Source organism: Rahnella sp. P4_A8 (genome assembly GCF_056402435.1).
This window is the reverse complement of record NZ_JBFUHK010000129.1, coordinates 1-4,410: the sequence shown is the minus strand read 5'-3', so window position 1 is coordinate 4,410 and position 4,410 is coordinate 1. Positions and strand designations below refer to the sequence as shown.

Annotated in this window: 2 protein-coding genes and 1 pseudogene; all 3 read left to right on the top strand. The window is 46.5% G+C overall.

The genetic code is table 11. The features are described 5' to 3' along the window. Positions 1–434, top strand: a pseudogene (locus AC1DUO_RS23515) (tRNA-guanine transglycosylase DpdA); the annotation flags it as partial. Beyond that, the gene (gene dbpB / locus AC1DUO_RS23510) at positions 434–1,552 is read left to right on the top strand and encodes a DGQHR domain-containing protein DpdB (protein WP_477989010.1); all 1,119 of its coding nucleotides are present in this window, start codon (positions 434–436) and stop codon (positions 1,550–1,552) included. The pseudogene AC1DUO_RS23515 and the gene dbpB, both read left to right, overlap by 1 nt. 308 nt (positions 1,553–1,860) lie before the next feature. After that, the coding region (gene dpdE, locus AC1DUO_RS23505) for a protein DpdE (protein ID WP_477989008.1) at positions 1,861–4,410 on the top strand (2,550 nt) is incomplete at its 3' end.

Here is a 4,410-nt window from a genome sequence, read left to right as displayed (position 1 = left end):
ATCATACACCTGAAGGGTCAGCCTACACGGCTGTTCGTGTGCCACAGTTTGATGCGAATCCGAGCCTGAGCCGTAAAATAAAATCAGGCGCTGTAGATCAGGATGTTGCACGACATCTGGAAAAAGATGCGCTGCATGCTTTGTTTGAATACGACAAGGGAAACCTGCCGCTTTCACAAGTCCTGGAAACAGTAATGGCTTATGAGCGATTGCATGCGGGCGAGAAGGATGCTGACAAAATGCGTGCTGATTATGCGCGTACATTGGGTGATCGCCCCTGGAAGCAGTGCCCGTGTAATATCTGTAAGGCTATTGGCATTAATGTCATTATCTTCCGCGGTGCCGAACGTAACCGGCGTCGTGGATTCCACAATATTCAGGTGCTGTACAATCGTTTACAGCGCACATTGTTACAACGCTCAGAGGAACTGTAATGAGTGAGTACCGTGTACCGGCTCTTCGCATCCGCCAGGGTGAGGCAAGACAACTTTACAGCCTCGCCATTGAAGGTAAGGACATTAATAAAATTGCGGCAATATCACGTATTCGTCGTGGTGAAGATAATCTGATAGGTTATCAACGTCCCGAAGTTCGCAATCATATCCGTGAAATTCAACGCTATATTGAAAGTTCAAATGCAATGATCCCTAATCCAGTCATCATTGCTTTTGATAAACGTGTTCGTTTTGAAGCGTTGGATGCTGAAGGCAATATGGGGTATTTGGTTATCCCTCAGTCTGATGAGGCAGATTTTATTAAACCTGGGTTCATCGTTGATGGCCAACAGCGCACCGCTGCCCTACGTGACGCCAAAATCGATTCTTTCATGATGCCGGTCTCAGCGTTTATCGCTAACGATGATGAAGAACAACGCGAACAGTTCATGCTGGTGAATTCGACCAAGCCATTACCTAAAACGTTGCTATATGAACTGGCTCCGCATACTCACGGACGTCTGCCATCCGATTTACAGTTGCGTAAGTTTCCTTCTTTACTGACTCAGCGGTTGAATTTCAGTGATGGTCCGCTGGCTGGACGTATTAAAACGGCGACTAACCCTGATGGTGTGATTGCAGATAACTCTATGATCAAAATGATAGACGCCAGCTTGCGTGAAGGTGCGCTTTATCGTTTCAGGGATCCTGCAACAGGTCTGGGCGACGATACGAAGATGGTGCGGTTGTTAAACAACTTTTGGTCTGCTGTGGAGATTGTCTTTACGTCTGACTGGGATAAAAAACCGCGTTACTCGCGCTTACTTCATGGCGTGGGAATTCTTGCCTTAGGTAGCCTGATGGACGAAATCGACCAGGTACATCAGGAATATCATGGTGAGCAAGGATGGACAGAAATTCCTCCTATTACTCGCTTTGTACAAGAATTGAATAAAATTAAAGATCTGTGCGCCTGGAGCAGTGGTTCGTGGAATTTTGGAACGGATATCGATGGCCAGCCTATTATCCGCAAGTGGAACGAATTGCAGAATCTCTCTAAGGATATTACGTTGATCACCAACTACCTTGTAACTAACTACATCAAGCAAGTTAGCTAGCGCCGATATTAAAATTTCCTGAAAAAATACACCCTGCGTTGGAAAATGCAGGGTTTTTTTTGTCCCGAAAATGGTTCAAAACCATAAGTTCTTTTGTTGTAAGTTTTTAATAAAACGAAAAACCTTATAGCAATTTGTTCTATCTAAAAATTTACAACAAATGATTAACTTTCTTGACAGTTATCAGGAAGGGCAGCAATGTATGACATTGTCCTTATGGTTAATAGTGTTATACCGTCTTTTATATAAAAAATAAAATATATTATTTTCAATAACTTAAGAAATTATGTTATTAATGGTAAAAAATTATGGATAGAAAAATACCCCTGGTTGCAGGCGATCTTGTTAACTCGCCTTATGGAATTGGCAGACTTATTAGCCTTAACCATGATGATGCGCTTATTCAGTATTTTGACTCCCCAGCAAATTATGAAGGTTTAGAGCAAACTTTTGAAATAAAATATCTTAAGAAAGCTGAACTTTATGCAGAAAGTCTGGTTTATCGTTATGACTATGAACTTGCCCATTGGCAGTTGGCGCGTGTTGTTGGTGCTATTCCGGGCGGCGTACGTTTGCACTTTCCTAATAAACTGCAGGAAGACGTCAGTTTAAATGACATTTTTGTACGCTGGGATCGTCCTATCTGCGATGCTGCAACACTTCTGTCTGAGCGTATAACCTATACCCCCTTCTGGCAGGATGCCCGCCTGGCTTATCAGCATCAAATGCTGAAACAGCGCAATGCCTGTGCGGGAATAACCTCTGCTTTGTCATCGAGTATCGAACTTGAGCCTTACCAACTGGCCGTCGCACGCCGGGTGTTATCTGACCCTATCCAACGCTATCTGCTGGCAGATGAGGTAGGCCTGGGGAAAACCATCGAAGCTGGGTTAATCGTGCGCCAACACGTCACGGAAAATCAGTTCACCCACAGCGTGGTGATCGTGGCACCCAAAGTTCTTCACCGCCAGTGGCAGCAGGAACTTTCCGCACGTTTTCACCTTGAAGAATTGCTGAATGAGTCGATCCATATTATTGATATGGCTACCTTTAGCATGGAAAACCCCTTGCCGTTTCGACCCGATATGCTGGTGATTGATGAAGCTCATCGGGTCGGAGCCTGGGCATGGGACGCCGAGCATGAACAGCAATACGCTGGCGTGAACCAACTGGYGCAGCAAAGCGAAAAACTGCTGCTGCTGTCGGCGACTCCTGTCACCGGTAATGAAAAGAACTTCCTCGCCATGTTGCATCTGCTGGATGCCAAAAATTATCCGCTGACAGAGACTGGCTTGCAGATATTTCAGCAGCGTATCCAGCAGCGTGAAGAGATAGGCTCACTCTTCTACGCGTTTAATTGTGATAACGACAATATGACGCTGGAAGAGAATCTGGAAGCGTTAACCAGCATGTTTCCAGAGGATGATACCTTGAATGTGCTGGCTACACAGTTGCTACCCCATTTCGACGTAATGCAGCCTAAGCGGAGTGAGGCGCGCGATCTGTTGATCAATAAAATCCGCCACTACATAGGTAACCGCTACCGGCTGCACCATCGTCTGTTGCGCAACCGTCGCAGCAATCCCAGTATCAACTTATTGATGCCTGGTTTATCTGGGCTGTCGCTAAAAAAATACTCCACGAAGAACGCCAGCAACGACATGATGATTGCCTGGCGGGAATCGGCAGTAATGATGCATTCACTGGACCCGTCGCTGTCAGCAATTTATCAGTTACTGTTTGAGGCCGCTATTGCTACGCCAGAACTGTTGGCCCGACTCGCAACCTGTCGTTTACAACAGGTACCATTGAGCGCTGCGGAGGGATTCCTTTACAGCGAACCCCAACTCGCACTGTTGCAATACCCTCTGTTCGACGGCGAGCAGGATATCCTCTCAGAACTGATAGACCGCTGCAATTTGGAGCGTGACAGCAAGCGTCAGCGTTTAACTGAGGTATTGGAAACCCTTCTGGGCAGTAACGCCAGAGAACTCCCTTATGTTGTGGTGTTCTGCGATCAGCCATGGGTAGCAGACCAGGTCTTTACCGAGTTGATGATGCCGTTTATTGGCAAAATTCAGCGTCATAATCCGGATAAAGAAGTGCGCTTTGGCAAGGGAAGCAAATGCCAGATTCTGGTGTGCGACCGTCGGGCCGAAGAAGGTGTCAATCTGCATGGTGGGCGAAAAATTGCCTTGAATTACGATTTGTTACTGTCTCCCAACCGTATGGAGCAGCGCCTTGGTCGTTTGAATCGCTACTGCGCCAATGAGAATGCGACCAAGATCCTCAGCATGGTGCTGGTGAGTGAAGCAGAGGATCTGCAAAATCAGTGGCTGAATATTCTCAATGAAGTATTCAACGTCTTTGAAGAGTCAATTGCCAGCCTACAGTATGTCATTGATGAGGAACTACAATGGTTTGGTGAAAATCTTTACTCGTTGGGTGAAGAGAGCATGATGCAACTTAGCGAGCGTCTGACAGGTGAAGATGGCCGCCTGGTAGTGGAAAAGCAGCGAATCGAAATGCAGGAAGTCCTGTTGCAAATCGACGGCGATATCATCGAGGCTCAAGAATATGCGGATGCTTTGACGGAGATTGACGAAAATGAAAAAGAATTCCGTCTCTGCGCACGTGAATTAATTAGCCAGGTGTTCAAATTCGATTTTATCCGTGATGAAGAAATCCCGGCAGCTTTCCGTTACCGCTATAACCCAGGGGACTGGAAAACAGGCACCTTAGTCAGCTCGCCGCGTTTACAAAAACACTGCCTGTTGGGTTTTGATCTGACTCAATCTGGCGCAAGCTCGCCCGTGACTTGGCCACTGAGTTACAATCGTGCAGATACTACCCAGGGC

Coding starts and splice junctions, on each gene's coding strand:
- dbpB (WP_477989010.1), top strand. CDS start 434: ATGAGTGAGTACCGTGTACCGGCTCTTCGCATCCGCCAGGGTGAGGCA.